General features: G+C 73.4%; 18 protein-coding genes. 7 read left to right on the top strand and 11 right to left on the bottom strand.

Annotation, left to right across the window (positions count from 1 at the left end; translation table 11 throughout):
* Positions 1-6: 6 nt before the first annotated feature.
* The 5 genes from DBP14_RS26810 to DBP14_RS26790 are packed head-to-tail and all read left to right on the top strand — an operon-like array spanning position 7 to position 5,615.
* Positions 7-1,209: an ADP-ribosylglycohydrolase family protein gene (locus tag DBP14_RS26810; protein WP_129309672.1), complete on the top strand. Its 1,203-nt coding sequence runs from the start codon at positions 7-9 to the stop codon at positions 1,207-1,209.
* Positions 1,197-2,687: an ADP-ribosylglycohydrolase family protein gene (locus DBP14_RS26805; RefSeq protein WP_129309671.1), complete on the top strand. Its 1,491-nt coding sequence runs from the start codon at positions 1,197-1,199 to the stop codon at positions 2,685-2,687. The genes DBP14_RS26810 and DBP14_RS26805 overlap by 13 nt, the downstream gene beginning before the upstream one ends.
* Positions 2,684-3,577 carry a ribokinase gene (gene rbsK / locus DBP14_RS26800; RefSeq protein WP_129309670.1) on the top strand — a complete coding sequence of 298 codons (894 nt, stop codon included), beginning with the start codon at positions 2,684-2,686 and terminating at the stop codon, positions 3,575-3,577. The genes DBP14_RS26805 and rbsK overlap by 4 nt, the downstream gene beginning before the upstream one ends.
* Positions 3,574-4,803, top strand: coding sequence for a CoA transferase (locus DBP14_RS26795; RefSeq protein ID WP_206739360.1), 1,230 nt, complete (start codon positions 3,574-3,576; stop codon positions 4,801-4,803). The genes rbsK and DBP14_RS26795 overlap by 4 nt, the downstream gene beginning before the upstream one ends.
* Positions 4,800-5,615 carry a CoA ester lyase gene (locus tag DBP14_RS26790; protein ID WP_129309669.1) on the top strand — a complete coding sequence of 272 codons (816 nt, stop codon included), beginning with the start codon at positions 4,800-4,802 and terminating at the stop codon, positions 5,613-5,615. Before DBP14_RS26795 ends, DBP14_RS26790 begins: the two co-directional genes overlap by 4 nt.
* Before the next feature lie 158 nt (positions 5,616-5,773).
* Here DBP14_RS26790 and lgt read toward each other — a convergent pair whose 3' ends face one another.
* The 11 genes from lgt to hisI form a co-directional block, all read right to left on the bottom strand.
* Positions 5,774-6,745: a prolipoprotein diacylglyceryl transferase gene (lgt, locus tag DBP14_RS26785; protein WP_129309668.1), complete on the bottom strand. Its 972-nt coding sequence runs from the start codon at positions 6,743-6,745 to the stop codon at positions 5,774-5,776.
* Between the two features lie 93 nt (positions 6,746-6,838).
* Positions 6,839-7,612: a thioredoxin domain-containing protein gene (locus DBP14_RS26780; protein ID WP_164992415.1), complete on the bottom strand. Its 774-nt coding sequence runs from the start codon at positions 7,610-7,612 to the stop codon at positions 6,839-6,841.
* Positions 7,613-7,732: 120 nt separating this feature from the next.
* On the bottom strand, positions 7,733-8,551 hold the full coding sequence (trpA, locus tag DBP14_RS26775; protein ID WP_129309666.1) for a tryptophan synthase subunit alpha: 819 nt from the start codon (positions 8,549-8,551) through the stop codon (positions 7,733-7,735).
* Complete coding sequence (gene trpB, locus DBP14_RS26770; protein ID WP_129309665.1) at positions 8,548-9,831, bottom strand: tryptophan synthase subunit beta; 1,284 nt, start codon at positions 9,829-9,831, stop codon at positions 8,548-8,550. Before trpB ends, trpA begins: the two co-directional genes overlap by 4 nt.
* 111 nt (positions 9,832-9,942) lie before the next feature.
* On the bottom strand, positions 9,943-10,227 hold the full coding sequence (locus DBP14_RS37475; RefSeq protein ID WP_347239674.1) for a hypothetical protein: 285 nt from the start codon (positions 10,225-10,227) through the stop codon (positions 9,943-9,945).
* Positions 10,228-10,248: 21 nt separating this feature from the next.
* On the bottom strand, positions 10,249-11,058 hold the full coding sequence (gene trpC, locus DBP14_RS26760; protein ID WP_129309664.1) for an indole-3-glycerol phosphate synthase TrpC: 810 nt from the start codon (positions 11,056-11,058) through the stop codon (positions 10,249-10,251).
* Between the two features lie 134 nt (positions 11,059-11,192).
* A complete protein-coding gene (locus tag DBP14_RS26755; protein WP_129312109.1) occupies positions 11,193-11,738 on the bottom strand; it encodes a DUF2752 domain-containing protein in 546 nt (181 codons plus the stop codon).
* 127 nt (positions 11,739-11,865) lie between these two features.
* Positions 11,866-12,123, bottom strand: a complete 258-nt coding sequence (locus DBP14_RS26750; protein ID WP_129309663.1) for an HGxxPAAW family protein — start codon at positions 12,121-12,123, stop codon at positions 11,866-11,868.
* A 205-nt stretch (positions 12,124-12,328) separates the two neighbouring features.
* On the bottom strand, positions 12,329-12,967 hold the full coding sequence (locus DBP14_RS26745; protein WP_129309662.1) for a TIGR02234 family membrane protein: 639 nt from the start codon (positions 12,965-12,967) through the stop codon (positions 12,329-12,331).
* 61 nt (positions 12,968-13,028) lie between these two features.
* Complete coding sequence (locus tag DBP14_RS26740; protein WP_129309661.1) at positions 13,029-14,525, bottom strand: anthranilate synthase component I; 1,497 nt, start codon at positions 14,523-14,525, stop codon at positions 13,029-13,031.
* A gap of 11 nt (positions 14,526-14,536) precedes the next feature.
* On the bottom strand, positions 14,537-14,980 hold the full coding sequence (gene hisI, locus DBP14_RS26735) for a phosphoribosyl-AMP cyclohydrolase (RefSeq protein WP_241741042.1): 444 nt from the start codon (positions 14,978-14,980) through the stop codon (positions 14,537-14,539).
* An 81-nt stretch (positions 14,981-15,061) separates the two neighbouring features.
* On the opposite strand from hisI, the gene DBP14_RS26730 reads away from it, so the two are divergent.
* Positions 15,062-15,697: a TIGR03085 family metal-binding protein gene (locus DBP14_RS26730; protein WP_129309660.1), complete on the top strand. Its 636-nt coding sequence runs from the start codon at positions 15,062-15,064 to the stop codon at positions 15,695-15,697.
* A gap of 16 nt (positions 15,698-15,713) precedes the next feature.
* On the top strand, positions 15,714-16,112 hold the full coding sequence (locus tag DBP14_RS26725; RefSeq protein ID WP_129309659.1) for a VOC family protein: 399 nt from the start codon (positions 15,714-15,716) through the stop codon (positions 16,110-16,112).
* The last annotated feature ends 114 nt before the right edge of the window (positions 16,113-16,226 follow it).

Here is a 16,226-nt window from a genome sequence, read left to right as displayed (position 1 = left end):
CCGGGCATGACGCCCAAAAGAGATGAAAGCGGCGGGCCTGGTGGCGGTGATCCGCTGCCGCCGAGCACGCTCGACGAGCGGATCACCGGCGCCCTGGTCGGAGCCGCCGTCGGCGACGCGCTCGGCGGCCCCGTGGAGGGCTACTCACCGGACCAGATCCTCGAACGCCACGGGGGCCGGGTGCACGGCATCGTCGGCCCCTGGCACGGAGCGGACTGGCGCACCGCGCGCCCCCTCGCGCCGTACCACAAGGGCGACGGCCACGTCACCGACGACACCTTGATGACCCACGCGCTGGTACGGGTCTACGCCCGCGTCCGCGACCACCTCGACGCGTACGCCGTGGCCGATCATCTCGTCCCGGACCTGATGACCGACCCGCGCTGGATCCCCGAGCTGGAGGCCGAGGCTCTCCCCCTGCACCGCGTCTTCCTCGCCGAGAAGTGGCTGGTGGCCCGGCTGCACTACGGGCACGTGGACCCCCGGGAGGCGGGCGTCGGCAACATCGTCAACTGCGGCGCGGCGATGTACATGGCCCCGGTCGGCCTGGTCAACGCGGCCAACCCGCCCGCCGCGTACGCCGAGGCGCTGGACGTCGCCGGTGCGCACCAGTCGTCGTACGGCCGGGAGGCGGCCGGTGTCCTCGCGGCGGCGGTCGCGGCGGCCACGGCACCCGGCGCGACCCCGGACTCGGTCGTGACCGCCGCGCTCTCCCTCGCGAAGGACGGGACGCGGACGGCGATCGAGAGGGTCTGCGAAGTGGCCGCGCGGCACAGCGACTTCGAGTCGGCGCTCGTCCCGCTGCGCGAGGCGGTCACCCCGTACGACACGGTCGGCGAGGACTACCGCGCCCCCTCCCTCGGCGCCCGCCGCCCCTCCCGCCTGCACTCCATCGAGGAACTCCCCGTCGCGCTGGGCATGTTGCTCGTCTCCGGCGGCGACTTCCGGCACGCGGTCCTCGGTGCCGTCAACTACGGCCGCGACTGCGACTCCATCGCCACCATGGCCGGTGCCCTCGCGGGTGCCCTGGGCTCGCCCGTCCCCGAGGAGTGGTCGAAGCCGGTGGCCGAGGCGAGCCGCCTGGACCTGTGGGCACCGGCGCGGGTCCTGACCGAGGTCACGGACGAGATCTTCGCACGGGACGTACGTCGGCGCCGTGCCCACGAGGAGGCCTTCGCCCGGCTCGGGGACCCGAGATGCTCCGACTGACCTGGGTCCAGCCGGAGGACCTCCTCGGCCACGAACTGCATCAGGCCCGCCTGGACGGCCGCGAACCGTCCCGGATCGAGGCGAGATGGCGGGCGGCCGGCGGCCCCGACGCCCCACCCGCAGCGGGCGCCTCCCCGACCCGCGCCTCCCCTTACCTCCGCCAACTCGCGGAAGACCTCTTGGAGGAACTGGCCGACCTCCCCAGCACACTGGCGGATTCCGAACCCAACGACCTCCCAGCGATCAAGGCCACCTGGCCCACCCCGTTGCCTGCGGGCATGCGTGCCGCAAGGGGCGGCATGGGTGGGCGGTGGGGGTCCCCCCGCTCATGCGAAGCCGAGAGTGGGGGAGGCACCCCGCAAGCGCGGGCAAGCGAAACCCACCCCCGCCCAGCTCCCACCCCGGCCGCCCCGGGATCCGCCCCGGAACCCGCCCTGGAAGCCGCCTGGCTGGGCCGCGCCATCGGCTGCCTCCTCGGCAAACCGGTCGAGAAGCTCCCCCTCCACGCCATCCGCGCCCTCGCACAGGCCACCGGCAACTGGCCCCTGACCACCTACTTCACAGCAAAGGGCGTCCCCGCCGAACTCCTCGCCGCCCACCCCTGGAACCGCCGCTCGGCCCCCGCCTCCCTCGCCGAGAACATCGACGGCATGCCCGAGGACGACGACCTCAACTACCCGCTCCTCAACCTGCTCCTCCTCCAGCGCCACGGGAAGACGTTCACCACCACCGACGTGGCCACCCTGTGGCTCGACGAACTCCCGCCCGGCCGTACCTTCACCGCCGAACGCCTGGCCCTGCGCAACCTCCTCAGCGGTGTCGAACCCCCGCACACCGCCCTCCACCGCAACCCCTTCCGGGAGTGGATCGGCGCCCTCATCCGCGCCGACCTGCACGGCTGGACGAACCCGGGCGACCCCGCGGCCGCCGCCGAGCAGGCGCACCGGGACGCCACCCTCACCCACACCGCCAACGGCGTCTACGCGGCCATGTTCATCGCGGCCACCATCGCCACGGCCGCCACCGGCACCCACGACGTCCACGCCTGCCTCCGCGCGGGCCGCGCGGTGGTCCCGCCCCGCTCCCGGCTGGCGCGGGCGATCGACCACGCCCTACAACTGGCCCAGCGCCACGCCGACTTCGACGACGTCGTGGACGCACTGCACGCCACCTACGCGCGCACCCACCACTGGGTGCACGCCCTCCCCAACACCGCCCTGATCACCGCCGCCCTCACCCACGCGAACGGCGACTTCACCGGCTCCATCTGCCGTGCGGTGTCCGGCGGCTGGGACACCGACTCCAACGGCGCGACCGCCGGCAGCATCGCCGGCCTCCTCGCGGGCACTCCCACCGCGCTCCCCGACCGCTGGCGGACCCCGCTGAAGAACCGTCTCGCCACCACCGTCGCCGACTTCGACGGCACCGGCTTCGACACCCTCGCCCACCTCACCCACCTGGAGGCGACCCGCACATGACCCACATCGCCGTCCTCGGCAGCACGAACATGGACCTGGTCACCTATGTCGCCAAGGCCCCGCAGCGCGGCGAGACCGTCACGGGACGGGAGTTCCGTACGATCCCCGGCGGCAAGGGCGCCAACCAGGCGATCGCCGCCGCCCGCGCCGGCGCCACCGTCTCGATGATCGGCGCGGTCGGCAACGACGCGTTCGGCGTGCGGCTGCGCGCCACCCTCGAACACTCCGGTGTGGACACGGACTTCCTGCGCACGGTCGAGGGCCCGTCCGGCACCGCGCACATCGTGGTCGACGACGAGGGCGGCAACTCCATCGTCGTCATCCCCGGCGCCAACGGCACGGTCGACCACCTCTCCCCCGGCGACGAGGGTGTCCTCGCGTCCGCCGACGCGCTGCTGCTGCAACTGGAGATCCCGCTCGCCGCCGTCGTCGCCGGCGCCCAGGCGGCCCACCGGCACGGGGTCCGTACGGTCCTCACCCCGGCCCCCGCCCAGCCACTGCCACCCGAACTGCTCGCGGTGACCGACCTGCTGGTGCCCAACCAGTACGAGGCGATCACCCTCACCGGACTCACCGACCCGCGCGCCGCGGCCGCCGCCCTGCTCGATCTCGTACCGGAGGTGGTGGTCACCCTGGGCGAGGCCGGCAGCCTGTACCTGGCCCGGGGGACGGAGCCGCTGGTGGTGCCCGCGCGGCAGGTGACCGCCGTCGACTCCACGGGCGCGGGCGACACCTTCGCCGGCGCGCTCGCCGTCGCCCTCGCCGAGGAGAAACCGGTGCGGGAGGCGCTGACCTGGGCGGCGGCCGCGGCGGCGCTCTCCGTGCAGCGGGAAGGCGCGTCGGCTTCGATGCCGTACCGCCCCGAGATCGAGGCGCAGTACACGGCATGAACGCGACCCCGACGACTCCAGACACGGACACGGGCACCTGCGGCACCCCGCTGGACGGCCTGCGCGTCCTGGACCTGGCGACCCTGTTCGCCGGGCCGATGGCCGCCACCCTGCTCGGTGACTTCGGCGCCGAGGTGATCAAGGTCGAGCATCCGGGGCGGCCGGACCCGTCCCGCGGGCACGGGCCGGCGAAGGACGGTGTCGGCCTGTGGTGGAAGGTGCTGGGCCGCAACAAACGCGCGATCACCCTCGACCTGTCGAAGCGGGGCGGCCGTGCCACCCTCCTGAGGCTCGCCGCCACCGCCGACGTGATCGTCGAGAACTTCCGCCCCGGCACGCTGGAGAAGTGGGACCTGGGCTGGGAGGTGCTGTCCGCGGCCAACCCGCGGCTGGTCCTGACCCGGGTCACGGCCTTCGGCCAGTTCGGCCCGTACGCGCACCGGCCCGGTTTCGGCACCCTCGCCGAGGCGATGAGCGGCTTCGCGGCGGTGACCGGCGAGCCGGACGCCCCGCCCACGCTGCCGCCGTTCGGTCTCGCCGACTCCGTCGCGGGCCTGGCGACGGCGTACGCGGTGCTGACCGCGCTGGCCGCCCGGGAGCGCACCGGCGAGGGGCAGGTCGTGGACATGGCGATCATCGAGCCGATCCTCGCCGTGCTGGGACCGCAGCCGACCTGGTACGACCAGCTGGGCTACGTCCAGGAGCGCACCGGCAACCGGTCCGCGAACAACGCCCCGCGCAACACCTACCGCACGGCCGACGGCCACTGGGTCGCCGTGTCCACCTCCGCGCAGTCGGTGGCGGAACGGGTGCTACGGCTGGTGGGGCGCCCCGAGCTGATCGACGAGCCGTGGTTCGCCACCGGGGCCGAGCGGGCAGCGCACGCCGGCGTCCTGGACGAGGCGGTCGGCGCGTGGATCTCCGCCCGGCCCCGCACCGAGGTGCTGACGGCGTTCGAGAAGGCGGAGGCGGCGGCGGCGCCCGTCCAGGACGTCCGCGAGGTCATGACCGACCCGCAGTACCAGGCGCTGCACACGGTCACCACCGTCGACGACCCCGAGCTGGGCCCGCTGCGCATGCAGAACGTCCTGTTCCGGCTGTCGTCGACACCAGGCACGATCCGCTGGGCCGGCCGGCCGCACGGCGCCGACACCGACGCCGTGCTCGGCGAGCTGGGCCTGACCCCGGCGGAGCTGCGCGCCCTGCGCGAGGAGGGCGCCCTGTGACCCCGTTCCCGCTCACCTGGCTCTACGCCCCCGGCGACCGCCCGCACATCGTGGCCAAGGCGCTGGCGGCGGGCGCGGACGTGGTGGTGATCGACCTGGAGGACGCGGTCGCCCCCGACCGCAAGGAGTACGCCCGCGCCGCCACCGCCGAGCTGCTCGGCGAGGCCCAGCAGGTCCCGGTCCACGTCCGGCTCAACGCACTGGGCACACCGTGGGCCGAGGCGGAACTGGCCACCCTGCCGTCCCTGCGGGGCCTGTCCGGGCTACGGCTGCCGAAGGTGACGTCCCCGGAGGAGGTGCTGCGGGTCGCCGTGGCCACCCCGCTCCCGCTGTACGCGCTGCTGGAGACGGCCCTCGGCGTCGAGCGGGCGTACGCGATCGCCACCGCGCATCCGGCCGTGCGGGGCATCGCCCTCGGCGAGGCGGACCTGCGGGCCGACCTGGGCGTCCGGGGTGAGGCGGGCCTGGACTGGCCGCGCTCCCGCGTGGTCGTCGCCGCCCGCGCGGCGGGCCTGGCCCCGCCGTCCCAGTCGGTCCACCCCGACATCCGCGACCTCGACGGCCTCGCCGCCGGCTGCGCCCACGGCCGCGCCCTCGGCTTCCTGGGCCGGGCGGCGATCCACCCCCGCCAACTGCCGGTGATCCGCCAGGCCTACCTCCCCGGCCCTGCCGAGATCGAACAAGCGGAAGAGATCATCAAGGCGGCGACGACAACCGAGGGCGCCCAAGCCCTCCCCGACGGCCGCTTCATCGACGCGGCAGTAGTAGCCACAGCCCACAGAACCCTCTCCCTGGCCCCCACCAGACCATGAACGCCCTCGACTCCGTTCATCTTCATCCCGCCGCGACGGCGGCCCGCCACGGCGGCGTGGACCGGCGGTGCCGGACTGGGCGGCACCCGCCCCCTCGCGAACGCTGAGGGCGCCCCGGGTGACCCGGGGCGCCCTCAGCGTCGTACAAGCAGCAGCGCTCAGCTCTTCTTCGGCGCCGAAGCGGCCTCGTCCTTGGCCTCTGCCGCATCGGACTCGGGCTCGGGCTCGAAACCTGACTCGGACTCGGGCTCCTCACCGGCCTTTCCGACGGAGTCACCCTCGGCGACATCCGCCCCCTCCGCCGAACCGCCGGAGGCACCCGGCTCGACCACGGCCTCCCGGCCCGGCCGCAGCTTCGAGGACACCACGATGTACGTCACCGCCAGCAGGAACACGATCATCGCGGTCCAGTCGTTCAGGCGGAGGCCGAGGATGTGGTGGGCGTCGTCGACGCGCATGTACTCGATCCAGCCCCGGCCGACACAGTAGGACGCTACGTACAGGGCGAAGGCCCGCCCGTGGCCCAGCTTGAAGCGGCGGTCGGCCCAGATGACCAGGAAGGCGACGCCGATGCACCACAGGGACTCGTACAGGAAGGTCGGGTGGTAGTAGCCCGGCACCCGGCCGCCCTCGGAGGAGGTGATGTGCAGCGCCCACGGAACATGCGTCTCGCGCCCGTACAGCTCCTGGTTGAACCAGTTGCCCCAGCGGCCGCAGGCCTGGGCGAAGGCGATGCCGGGCGCCACGGCGTCGGCGTACGCGGGCATCGGGATGCCGCGGCGCCGCGCCCCGATCCACGCGCCGAGCGCGCCGAGCGCGATCGCGCCCCAGATGCCGAGGCCGCCCTGCCAGACCTTGAAGGCGTCCACCCAGTCACGGCCGGGGCTGAAGTACAGCTCGTAGTCCGTGATCACGTGGTAGAGCCGGCCGCCGACGAGGCCGAAGGGGACGGCCCAGACCGCGATGTCGGCGACCGTGCCGGGTCGCCCGCCGCGGGCGACCCAGCGCTTGTTGCCGAGCCAGACGGCGAGGAAGACGCCGATGATGATGCAGAAGGCGTACCCGCGCAGCGGAATGGGGCCGAGGTAGAGCACCCCGTGCGACGGGCTGGGAATGTAGGCAAGTTCCATGGCAAGGTCGACGCTACCGTGCCGGGCGGGGGCGACGGCAACCAGCCCGGCTACGGCTCCATAACAGGGACATGAGAATCCTCGGGATTTCCCTTACCCCTGGTCGGCCGCCTCCACCATCTGCTTCAGCTTGGCCGGGGTCATCGTCTGGTCCTGGTAGATGTTCTTGTCGCCGAGCAGGACCGTGGGCGTGCCGCCGAACTTGCCGGCCTCGAACGCCTGGTGCGACTTGTTCACCCAGGCGTTGTGCTTGCCGTCCTTGACGCAGGCCCGGAACGCGGGGGTGTCCAGGCCGGGCACCTTGCCGGCCAGCTGGATCAGCTTGGCGTCGTCCGCGAAGGCGTCGTCGCTCTCCTCGGGCTGGTTCTCGTACAGCACGTCGTGGTAGTCGCGGAACTTTCCGGCGTCCTGGGCGCAGGCCGCCGCGTTCGCCGCGTGCAGGGAGCCCTTGCCGTTGGTGTTTCCGTCGATCAGCCGGACCAGGTGGTACTCGATCCTGAGCTTGCCGGAGTCCGCCAGCTCGTGCAGCGTCGGCCGGTACGCCGCCTCGAAGGCCTTGCAGGCCGGGCAGCGGAAGTCCTCCCAGACCGTGAGCGTGGACTTGGCGCTGTCCTTGCCGACGGGGATGGCGAGGCTGTCCTTGCCCTGCGCGCCGGAGGGCGCGACGACCGGTCCGGCGCTGCTGCCCTTGTCCTTGCCGGCGTTCGCGGCGACCACGCCGATCACCGCCGCGAGGCCGAGGACGCAGACCACGCTCGCGCCCACGATCAGCGTGCGCCGCCGCTTCTCCGCGGACTTCTGCTTCTCGCGCTCGACCGCCAGCCGCTCCCGGGCGGTGCGCTTTCCGTCACGGTTCTTCTCGCTCACACCCCTCAGAACGAACCGGGAAGGCGCAGCGCGCCTCCCCGGTCCAAGGTCCACCCGTTCGAGTGACCGAATGTCCGTTACGGAGAGGTACCGACCGTTAAGTCAGCCCCTACGTCGCGGTCACGCCTGTCCGCGCACGCCCTTCGCGAGGTCCCCGGCGAGCGCGCGGACGGCGTCGAGGCCGGCCGCGTGGTCGGGGGCGTCCAGCATGCGCTTCACGAACGCCGAGCCGACGATCACGCCGTCGGCGAAGCCGGCCACCTCGGCGGCCTGGGCGGCGTTGGAGACGCCGAGGCCGACGCAGACCGGCACGTCGGTGCCGGTGGCCCGGGTGCGTTCCACCAGGTCCTGGGCCTGCGCGCCGACGGACTCGCGCGTGCCCGTGACCCCCATGAGGGAGGCCGCGTAGACGAAGCCGCTGCCGGCCGCGGTGATCTGCGCGAGCCGCTGGTCCTTGCTGCTGGGGGCGACGACGAACACGGTCGCGAGGCCGTGCTTGTCGGCGTGCTCCCGCCACAGGGCGGACTCCTGGACCGGCAGGTCGGGCAGGATGCAGCCCGCCCCGCCCGCCTCGGCGAGTTCGGCGGTGAAGCGCTCGACGCCGTAGCGGTCGATGGGGTTCCAGTACGTCATGATCAGGACCGGCTTGCCGGTGGCCTCGTGGGCCTCCCGGACGGTCCGCATGACGTCCGCGATCCGGACGCCGCCGCGCAGCGCGATGTCGTCGGCGGTCTGGATGACCGGGCCGTCCAGGACCGGGTCGCTGTGCGGCAGGCCCACCTCGACGACGTCGGCGCCGCCGTCGAAGGCCGCCTTGACGGCCTCGATGCCGCCGTCCACGGTCGGGAACCCGGCGGGCAGGTAGGCGATGAGCGCGGCCCGGCCCTCCGCCTTGGCGGCGGCGAGGGTGTCGGTCAGCAGCTGAATGTTCCCGCTCACTTGGCGTCCCCCTCGATCTCTGCGGTGTCGGCCGCGTCGGCCGCGACCTCGGCGTCGGTGTCGTAGAGGCCGAAGTACCGGGCGGCGGTGTCCATGTCCTTGTCGCCGCGGCCGGACAGGTTGACGACGATCAGCCCGTCCGGTCCCAGTTCCCGGCCGACCTCCAGGGCGCCGGCGAGGGCGTGGGCGCTCTCGATGGCCGGGATGATGCCCTCGGTGCGCGACAGCAGGCGCAGGGCCTGCATGGCGGCGTCGTCGGTGACCGCGCGGTACTCGCCGCGGCCGCTGTCCTTGAGGTAGGAGTGCTCCGGGCCGATGCCCGGGTAGTCCAGGCCGGCCGAGATCGAGTACGGCTCGGTGATCTGGCCCTCGTCGTCCTGGAGGACGTACGACCGCGAGCCGTGCAGGATGCCGGGCTCACCGGCCGAGAGGGTGGCGGCGTGCTCACCGGTCTCGATGCCGTGACCGGCGGGCTCGCAGCCGATGAGGCGTACGCCCGCGTCGGGGATGAAGGCGTGGAAGAGGCCGATGGCGTTGGAGCCGCCGCCGACGCAGGCGATGGCGGCGTCGGGGAGGCGGCCCGCGCGCTCCAGCAGCTGCCGCCGCGCCTCGACGCCGATCACGCGGTGGAAGTCGCGGACCATCGCCGGGAAGGGGTGGGGGCCCGCGACCGTGCCGAACAGGTAGTGCGTGTGGTCCACGTTGGCGACCCAGTCGCGGAACGCCTCGTTGATGGCGTCCTTGAGGGTGCGGCTGCCGGACTTCACCGCGACGACCTCGGCGCCGAGCATGCGCATGCGGGCGACGTTGAGGGCCTGCCTCTTGGTGTCGATCTCGCCCATGTAGATGGTGCAGTCGAGGCCGAACAGCGCGCAGGCGGTCGCCGTCGCCACGCCGTGCTGGCCTGCGCCGGTCTCGGCGATGACCCGGGTCTTGCCCATGCGCTTGGTGAGCAGGGCCTGGCCGAGGACATTGTTGATCTTGTGGGAGCCGGTGTGGTTGAGGTCTTCCCGCTTCAGGAAGATCCGGGCGCCGCCGGCGTGCCCGGCGAACCGCGGCACTTCGGTCAGCGCGCTGGGACGGCCGGTGTAGTCGACCATCAGCTCGTTCAGCTCGCGGGCGAACTCGGGGTCGGACTTGGCCTTGTCGTACTCGACGGCGACCTCGTCCACGGCGGCGACGAGGGCCTCCGGGATGAACTTGCCGCCGAACGCGCCGAAATAGCCCTCGGGCGTGGGGACCTGACCCTCCGGGTCGGGGATGAAGAACTCACTGGACATACGGATACCTCGCAGGGGCGTACGGAACATGGACTGCGGGTACGCGTGCGCTGCGGTGCCCGACCGCTGCATTTTCAGCCGACCGGGGCGGGAACCCGGGCCGGTGCCCATTCAGCCGACCGGAGCGGGAACCCGGGCCGGTGCCCATTCAGCCGACCGAGTCGAGTGGTGGGTGGGCGAGGCCGGGGGGTTCGGGGGGCGGAGCCCCCCGAGGGGCGCGCACGCGGCCGTACGCCATCGCATCCCGTTCACCTGGCCCGGCTCGTCGCCGATCACATACCGCACCCGGCGCCCGTGCACCCGCCGTGCGGGAGCCCGGCAGCCGCGGGGGCGGCAGCCCCGGGCGAGGCGGGCATACGGGTCCCGCGGCGCCAGGGAGGTGATCGGAAGCTTCATCGGCGTCAGCCTACCGAACGCTCAGCCCCGCCCGTGCCGCAGCGCGGGATGCTCGCCGGCGGCGACCAGGTCGGACACGGCGGCCTTCGGGTCGCGCCCGGTGACGAGGGACTCGCCCACCAGTACGGCGTCGGCGCCCGCGTTGGCGTACGCGATGAGGTCGTGCGGCCCGCGCACACCCGACTCGGCGACCCGTACCAGGTGGTCCGGGATCTCCGGGGCGACCCGCTCGAACGTGCCGCGGTCGACCTCCAGCGTCTTCAGGTTCCGCGCGTTGACGCCGATCACCCGGGCGCCCGCGTCCACGGCCCGCTCGACCTCGTCCTCGTCGTGCACCTCGACCAGCGGGGTCAGCCCGATGGACCCGGCCCGCTCGATCAGCGACTCCAGGGCCGGCTGCTCCAGCGCCGCGACGATCAGCAGCACGAGGTCGGCGCCGTACGCGCGGGCCTCCCACAGCTGGTACGACGTGACGACGAAGTCCTTGCGCAGGACCGGGATGTCCACGCGCGCGCGGACGGCCTCCAGGTCGGCCAGCGAGCCGCCGAAGCGGCGCTGCTCGGTGAGCACGGAGATGACGGCGGCGCCGCCCGCCTCGTAGTCCCCGGCGAGCGCGGCGGGGTCGGCGATCGCGGCGAGCGCGCCCTTGGAGGGGCTGGAACGCTTGACCTCGCAGATGACCTTGACGCCGTCGCCCTTCAGCGCGGCGACCCCGTCCTTGGCGGGCCGGGCCTTGGCGGCACGCTCCTTGAGCTCGTCGAGGCTGACGCGCGCCTGCCGCTCCGCGAGGTCGGCACGGACTCCGTCGAGGATCTCGTCGAGCACACTCACGCGAGCGGCCCCCTTTCAGACGGTTGTTCCTTCAAGGTGTGAAAACCCGTGGTCACTGCGATGGTATCCGGAGGTCGGCAAAGGCCCCGCATCCGGTGGACGGCGGTCCCAGTACCTGGACGTCCGCCGCCGCGTCAAGGATGCAGCCAGCCGCCGAACGGCAGGTTCCGGACCACCGAGAAGACGATCAGCACCGCCCCGACGGCCCACATCTGCCGGGTGCCGAGCTGCAGCCGCATCGGCCGCCCGCGGACGGCGCGGACCACCCAGACGACCCACAGCACCGCGAACCCGAGGTAGGCGGCCACGCCGAACACGTTGTCCTGCAGGGCGGCGAGGAAGTCCCCGTGGATGAACGCGTGCGCGCTGCGCAGACCGCCGCAGCCGGGGCAGTACAGCCCGGTGAACGCGTACAGCGGGCAGACCGGGTAGTGCCCGGGGTGGTTCGGGTCGACGGAGCCGACGTAGGCGAACGCCCCGGCGACGGCCGCGAGCAGCCCGGCCGGCACGGCGAGCCGGCTCCACAGGGAGCCGGGCGGGCCCTGGGACGGGCCGGCGTACGGCCGGTCGGCGTACGGGCCCGGATGGGGGACGGCGTACGGTCCCGGGTGCGGAACCGCATGCGGGCCCGGCTGCGGGGCGGCGTACGGCGCCAGGGGTACGGCGGTCTGTGGAGCCATGCGCGCGGGGGTACGGCTGTCGGCGGTCACGCAGGCATTCTGCCCCGCCCGTGCCCGGGACGCGCGCGAGGGGCGGCCCCGCACCCCTCGTGGGATGCCGGACCGCCCCTCGGGAGGCGTCTCGCGGTCAGCTCTCGGCGCCGGCCGGCTCGCGCGTCGCGGCGGGCGTGGTGCGCTGGCCGACGGCGGAGCGCTTCTGCTGGCCCAGGCCCATGAGGCGCATGATGCCGCCCACGACAGCGCCGCCGATCACGAGGACCATGCCCGCCCAGAAGCCGACCGGCTGGTCCATCACCATGAACGCGCCCGAGACGCAGAAACCTATGAAGGCGATGATGACGCCGGTCCAGGCGGCCGGGGTGTGACCGTGGCTGCTGTCCGCCATGACTTGCTCCTCGTTGCTTGTACGTGTCGTAGCGTTTCCGAGCCCGTCCGCACTGTCCGAAGCCGGACGCTCGTCGTCCATTGTCCCGTACGCCCGCGCGTGCCGTGAGCGGGGGTGGCCTCCAGTTCGCGTCTGGTTCGCCACACCGCGGCGAGGGCGCTCCCACGGGGTGCCGGGTCGGCCGCCGGGGCCGGCCGGTCCGGGCTCAGGTGCCGGTGGGGTCCTCGCCCCGGTCCAGGGCCTTCCAGATCTCCTCGGGGCGCTCGGGGTCGGCGGGCCGGGGCCGGCGGCGGGGGCGGTCGGTGCCCCGCTCGTAGCGGCCGGACATGGCGGGCCAGCGGCTGCCGTAGCGCAGGGCGAGCAGCCCGGCGAGCAGGATCAGGGCGCCGCCGGCGACGGCGACCCAGGGCCAGCCGGTATGGCTGAGCGTGGCGACCGTGGCGGACGTGTCGCCGCTGGCCCGGGCGGCCTTCTCGTCCAGCGCGGAGCTGTCGGAGGCACCGAGCAGCGCGGCGACGACGATGCCGGCGCCGGACAGGGCGAGCACCCCGGAGACGACGAGGCGGCCGGCCCGGCGCACGGCGAACACTGCGACGAGCGCGGCGAGGCCCACGATGGCCAGGGCCGCGGGGACGCCCGTGACGTCGCTGCCCTTGGCGGTCAGCGGGAAGGCGCCGCCGGCCACCGAGGCGGTGCCCGCCGCCCAGCGCTGCCGGGTCGCGAGCAGGGCCACGGCCGCGCCGAGGGCCCCGCACAGCAGGGCGAGGGCGAGGCTCCGGCGGCCGGACCGGTCGGGTGCGGCGGCTTCGGAACGGGGGTGAGGTACGGCAGTCACGTACTCCACTATCGCCTGACCCCTGGGCGAACGGTCACCCGGGGCATGTCAACGCAGCCCCAGGACGGCTTCAGGACCTCTCGGACCCGAGCCGGTTGGCCGTGTGGACCGCGCGGAGGACGGCCGCCGCCTTGTTGCGGCACTCGGTGTCCTCCGCGACCGGGTCGGAATCGGCGACGATGCCGGCGCCCGCCTGCACGTGGGCCGTGCCGTCCCGGAGCAGGGCCGTACGGATGGCGATGGCGGTGTCGGAGTCGCCCGCGAAGTCCAGGTAGCCGACGCAGCCGCCGTACAGTCCGCGCCGGGACGGCTCCAGTTCGTCGATGATCTGCATCGCGCGCGGCTTGGGGGCACCGGAGAGCGTGCCCGCGGGGAAGCAGGCGGTGAGCACGTCGAACGCCGTACGGCCCTCGGCGACGCGGCCGGTGACGGTGGAGACGATGTGCATCACGTGCGAGTACCGCTCGACGGACATGAAGTCGACGACCTCCACCGAGCCCGGTTCGCAGACCCGGCCCAGGTCGTTGCGGCCGAGGTCGACGAGCATCAGGTGCTCGGCGCGTTCCTTGGGGTCGGCGAGGAGTTCCTCGGCGAGGGCCTGGTCCTCCTGCGGGGTGGCGCCGCGGTGCCGGGTGCCGGCGATGGGGTGGACCATCGCGCGCCCGTCCTCGACCTTGACGAGGGCCTCGGGCGAGGAGCCGACGACGTCGAAGCCGTCGAAGCGGAACAGGTACATGTACGGCGAGGGGTTGGTGGCCCTGAGGACGCGGTAGACGTCGAGGGCGCTCGCCGTGCACGGTGTCTCGAAGCGCTGGGAGGGGACGACCTGGAAGGCCTCGCCGGCCCGGATGCGCTCCTTGATGTCCTCGACGGCGGCCTGGAAGTCCGGGCCGCCCCAGCGGGCGGTGTACTCGGGCAGCTCGGAGGGCGGCAGCAGCGCGGGGGGCTGGGCGACCGGGCGGCCGAGGTCCGCCTCCATGGCGTCGAGGCGGGCCACGGCGTCGGCGTAGGCCTCGTCGACGCCGGTGTCGAGGTCGTTGTGGTTGATCGCGTTGGCGATCAGCAGGACCGAGTTCTCCCAGTGGTCCAGGACCGCGAGGTCGCTGGTGAGGAGCATGGTCAGCTCGGGCAGCCCCAGGTCGTCCCGGTCGCCGGGGCCGATCTTCTCCAGGCGGCGGACGATGTCGTAGCCCAGGTAGCCGACCATGCCGCCGGTGAAGGGCGGCAGGCCCTCCTGGTGCGGGGTGTGCAGGGCCTGGATGGTGGCGCGCAGGGCCGCGAGCGGGTCGCCGTCGGTGGGGACGCCGACGGGAGGAGTGCCGAGCCAGTGGGCCTGGCCGTCGCGGGAGGTGAGGGTGGCGGCCGAGCGGACGCCGACGAAGGAGTACCGGGACCACTGGAACGCGGTGCGGCCGTTCTCGGCGGACTCCAGCAGGAAGGTGCCGGGGCGTTCGGCGGCGAGCTTGCGGTACAGCGCGACCGGGGTGTCGCCGTCGGCGAGGAGCTTGCGCGTGACCGGGATGACCCGCCGGTCGCCGGCGAGCTTGCGGAACGTCTCGAGGTCCATGGCGGCAGACCCTACTGATTCCGGGCCGGTGCGACGGACCCGGTGTCCCCGGTCAGCACGTCGGCGTCGAAGCAGGTGCGGTCGCCCGTGTGGCAGGCTGCGCCCACCTGGTCGACCTTGACCAGCAGCGTGTCCGCGTCGCAGTCCAGGGCGACGGACTTCACCCACTGGACGTGCCCGGAGGTGTCGCCCTTGACCCAGTACTCCTGGCGGCTGCGGGACCAGTAGGTGCAGCGGCCGGTGGTCAGCGTGCGGTGCAGCGCCTCGTCGTCCATCCAGCCGAGCATCAGCACCTCACCGGTGTCGTACTGCTGGGCGATGGCGGGGACGAGCCCGTCGGCACCGCGCTTGAGCCGCGCGGCGATCTCGGGGTCCAGGCTGGTGGGCGGAGCACTGCGGCGCGAAGCGCCTCCATCAGGGGTGGTGGTCGGGCGACGGGCGGGCGAACTGGTCATGGTCCCCATTCTGCCGCCTGCCACTGACAGTGACGGCCGTGTCCACTGTGCGGGACGAGTGGTCGGTCGTAGGCTGACGGTATGTCGACCTTCGCCAAGCGTGAACGGCTCCTGCTCGCCGACCTCTTGGAAACCGCCGGGCCCGAGGCCCCGACCCTCTGCGAGGGCTGGCGGACCCGTGACCTGGCCGCGCACGTGGTGGTGCGCGAGCGGCGCCCGGACGCGGCCGGGGGCGCGCTGATCAAGCAGCTCGCGTCGCGCCTCGACCGGGTGATGGAGGAGTTCACCGCGAAGCCGTACGAGGAGCTGATCCAGCTGATCCGGACGGGGCCGCCGCGGTTCTCGCCCTTCCAGCTCAAGCAGGTCGACGAGGCGGCGAACACCGTCGAGTTCTACGTGCACGCGGAGGATGTCCGCCGGGCCCAGCCGGACTGGTCCCCGCGCGAGCTGGACCCCGTGTTCCAGGAGGCCCTGTGGTCCCGGCTGGAGCGCACCGCCCGGCTGATGGGCCGGGGTCTGCCGACGGGTCTGGTGCTGCGCCGCACGAACGGGCAGACGGCGGTCGCCCGGCGGGGTACGCCGGTGGTCACGGCGACCGGTGAGGCGTCGGAGCTGCTGATGTTCGCGTACGGGCGGCAGAGCGCGGCGGACGTGGAGCTGGAGGGCGACAAGGACGCGATCACCCGGCTGCACGAGTCGAAGCAGCTGGGCATCTGAGAAGGGCGGCCCGGCCGTGATCAAGGTCGCGATGACCGGCGTGTTCGTCGACGACGTGGCCCGGGCGCAGGCCTTCTACACGGACGTCCTCGGCTTCGAGACACGTCTGCACCGGGACCTCGGCGGGGGTGCCCTGTTCGTCACGGTCGGCGCGCGTGAGGGCGCCCAGCCGGATGTGCAGCTGCTGCTGGAGCCGGGCGACGGGCCGATCGCGGAGCCGTTCCGCCGGGCGCTGTACGAGGCCGGCATCCCCTGCATCGTGTTCTCCGTGGACGACCTCCGCGCGGAGTACCGCCGGCTGCGCGCCCTGGGCGTCCGCTTCACGCATCCCCCGCAGGAGCAGGGCCCGGTCCTGGCCGCCGTCCTCGACGACACCGTCGGCAACCTGATCCAGCTGACCGGGCCGCCGCGCTGAGCCGCGGCGCCCCAGCTCAGCCCGGCAGTTCGGCGCGGCGCAGCGGCCCGCAGCAGAGGCCGCACACCCCGGCGATCCCACACGGCACGACGCTCGCGTGAACGACGAGTGACG

It is taken from the genome of Streptomyces sp. L2, assembly GCF_004124325.1.
GTDB lineage: Bacteria > Actinomycetota > Actinomycetes > Streptomycetales > Streptomycetaceae > Streptomyces.
The sequence above is the reverse complement of the archived record's forward strand: the minus strand, read 5'-3'. Positions and strand labels throughout refer to the sequence as shown.

Excerpts from the sequence above, each read along its gene's own strand:
- DBP14_RS26810 (WP_129309672.1), top strand. The coding sequence starts at position 7 with ATGACGCCCAAAAGAGATGAAAGCGGCGGGCCTGGTGGCGGTGATCCG.
- DBP14_RS26740 (WP_129309661.1), bottom strand. The coding sequence starts at position 14,525 with ATGGACCTCGAGACGTTCCGCAAGCTCGCCGGCGACCGGCGGGTCATC.
- DBP14_RS26755 (WP_129312109.1), bottom strand. The coding sequence starts at position 11,738 with ATGGCTCCACAGACCGCCGTACCCCTGGCGCCGTACGCCGCCCCGCAG.
- DBP14_RS26795 (WP_206739360.1), top strand. The coding sequence starts at position 3,574 with ATGAACGCGACCCCGACGACTCCAGACACGGACACGGGCACCTGCGGC.
- lgt (WP_129309668.1), bottom strand. The coding sequence starts at position 6,745 with ATGGAACTTGCCTACATTCCCAGCCCGTCGCACGGGGTGCTCTACCTC.
- DBP14_RS26750 (WP_129309663.1), bottom strand. The coding sequence starts at position 12,123 with ATGGCGGACAGCAGCCACGGTCACACCCCGGCCGCCTGGACCGGCGTC.
- DBP14_RS26730 (WP_129309660.1), top strand. The coding sequence starts at position 15,062 with ATGTCGACCTTCGCCAAGCGTGAACGGCTCCTGCTCGCCGACCTCTTG.
- DBP14_RS37475 (WP_347239674.1), bottom strand. The coding sequence starts at position 10,227 with ATGAAGCTTCCGATCACCTCCCTGGCGCCGCGGGACCCGTATGCCCGC.
- DBP14_RS26805 (WP_129309671.1), top strand. The coding sequence starts at position 1,197 with ATGCTCCGACTGACCTGGGTCCAGCCGGAGGACCTCCTCGGCCACGAA.
- trpB (WP_129309665.1), bottom strand. The coding sequence starts at position 9,831 with ATGTCCAGTGAGTTCTTCATCCCCGACCCGGAGGGTCAGGTCCCCACG.
- hisI (WP_241741042.1), bottom strand. The coding sequence starts at position 14,980 with ATGACCAGTTCGCCCGCCCGTCGCCCGACCACCACCCCTGATGGAGGC.
- rbsK (WP_129309670.1), top strand. The coding sequence starts at position 2,684 with ATGACCCACATCGCCGTCCTCGGCAGCACGAACATGGACCTGGTCACC.